This is a genomic window from Rhodococcus sp. O3, assembly GCF_048897285.1.
In the GTDB taxonomy this organism is placed as follows: Bacteria; Actinomycetota; Actinomycetes; order Mycobacteriales; family Mycobacteriaceae; genus Rhodococcus.
This window is the reverse complement of the sequence record NZ_JBMBTE010000301.1, coordinates 1-1523: the sequence shown is the minus strand read 5'-3', so window position 1 is coordinate 1523 and position 1523 is coordinate 1. Positions and strand designations below refer to the sequence as shown.

Sequence of the window (1523 nt, the reverse complement as noted above, 5' to 3'; positions counted from 1 at the left end):
ACCGTCGCCGAACGGCTGCACGCGGCGATCACTCGCGTGGTGCGCGCCGTGCTGTCGGCGGGCCCGGTGCCGGTCGAGGCTCCGGCGCGCGTCGTACCGGTCGGTTCGGTGCGCTGCGTCGTCGAGGCGCGACCACCGCCGAGCATCCGTCGGAGGGGACCACCCGTCGCGGTCGCCTGAACCGCACGTCCTCTCCGATCAGAAAGCCACATACAGAAGATGAAGACCCTTTCGACCCGCGGCGTCACGGCCGCGGGCATTACCGCTGCGATGCTGTTCGCCGGGGCCGGCGTCGCGTCCGCGCACGTCACCGTCGCCGCACCCGGTGCTACGCAGGGCGGCTATTCGGTGCTCACGTTCCGGGTGCCCACCGAGTCCGAGACGGCCGGAACCACCGCGCTGACGGTGACGCTGCCCGGCCTGAAGTCCGCGCGGACCGAGCCGATGCCGGGCTGGACCGCGACCGTCACGAAGGACCCGGCGTCCGGTCTGGCGACCTCCGTGACCTGGACCGCCGATCCCGGCGTCGCCGTCGGACCCGGCCAGTTCCAGCAGTTCCTGCTGTCCGCCGGGCCGCTGCCCGAGCAGGACGCGGTGTCGTTCCCGGCGGTGCAGACCTACAGCGACGGTCAGGTCGTCGCGTGGGATCAGGAGGCCACCGGCGACGCGGAGCCGGAGAAGCCGGCGCCGAGCCTGACCCTCACCGCGAGCAGCGGCGACGGCCACGACGTCGTAACCACCGCGGCGTCCGAAACCACAGCAACCTCCGAGGTTGCCGGCGACGACACCGCCCGCTGGCTCGGCGGAATCGGCCTGGTGCTCGGCGCGCTCGGCGCGGCACTCGGCCTCGGTGCGGTACTGAAGGGACGACGCTCATGAATCGCGTGTTCACGATCCTGGCCGCCCTGGTCGCGGCCCTGCTGATGTCCGCCGGACCGGCGTCGGCGCATGCCGTGGTCCTGGCCAGCAACCCGGAGGACGGCGCGCAGATCGCGCAGGCACCCGAGCGGGTGACGGTGACGTTCAACGAGGCGATGCAGCAGCAGTTCGCGGCGCTCACCGTCGTCGGCCCGGACGGGAACCTGTGGTCGCACGGCGATCCGGTCGTCGACGGCGCGACCGTCGGCGTCGAGGTCGGCGAGCTCGGCCCGGCCGGCGTGTACACCATCGCGTTCCGGGTGACCTCCGCCGACGGGCATCCGGTCAGCGGCACCCGCACGTTCACGCTCACGCAGGACGGGTCGGGCGCGCCCGGGGCTCCCGCCGCGGGCACGAACACCGCAGCGCCGGAGACCCCGGCCGCTACCTCGGCCGACGGTGACGGCGGTGGCGTCGCAGTGTGGTGGTTCGTCGTGGCCGCGGTCGTGGTGATCGCGGGCGGGCTGTGGTTCGCTCTGCGCAAGCCGAAGGCCTGACCTCCGTGGTGCTGGCGCGCCGGCGATGGCTGCTCGGTGCCGTCGTCGGTGCGACCGCGGGTGTGGCCGCCGGCTGGCTACTGGCCGCGCCTCAGGGTTCGAGCTGGG

Annotated in this window: 2 protein-coding genes and 1 pseudogene; all 3 read left to right on the top strand. The window is 73.4% G+C overall.

Features of this window, described 5'->3' with window-relative positions; all coding sequences use genetic code 11:
- Nucleotides 1-180 (top strand): annotated as a pseudogene (locus ACN675_RS29115) (hypothetical protein); the annotation flags it as partial.
- A gap of 39 nt (nt 181-219) precedes the next feature.
- Complete coding sequence (locus ACN675_RS29110) at nt 220-879, top strand: YcnI family protein (protein ID WP_420754109.1); 660 nt, start codon at nt 220-222, stop codon at nt 877-879.
- Nucleotides 876-1415: a copper resistance CopC family protein gene (locus ACN675_RS29105; RefSeq protein WP_420754108.1), complete on the top strand. Its 540-nt coding sequence runs from the start codon at nt 876-878 to the stop codon at nt 1413-1415. The genes ACN675_RS29110 and ACN675_RS29105 overlap by 4 nt, the downstream gene beginning before the upstream one ends.
- Nucleotides 1416-1523 lie beyond the last annotated feature (108 nt).

Bases quoted from the DNA above. Each gene is read 5' to 3' on its own strand.
- ACN675_RS29110 (WP_420754109.1), top strand. From the start codon at position 220: ATGAAGACCCTTTCGACCCGCGGCGTCACGGCCGCGGGCATTACCGCT.
- ACN675_RS29105 (WP_420754108.1), top strand. From the start codon at position 876: ATGAATCGCGTGTTCACGATCCTGGCCGCCCTGGTCGCGGCCCTGCTG.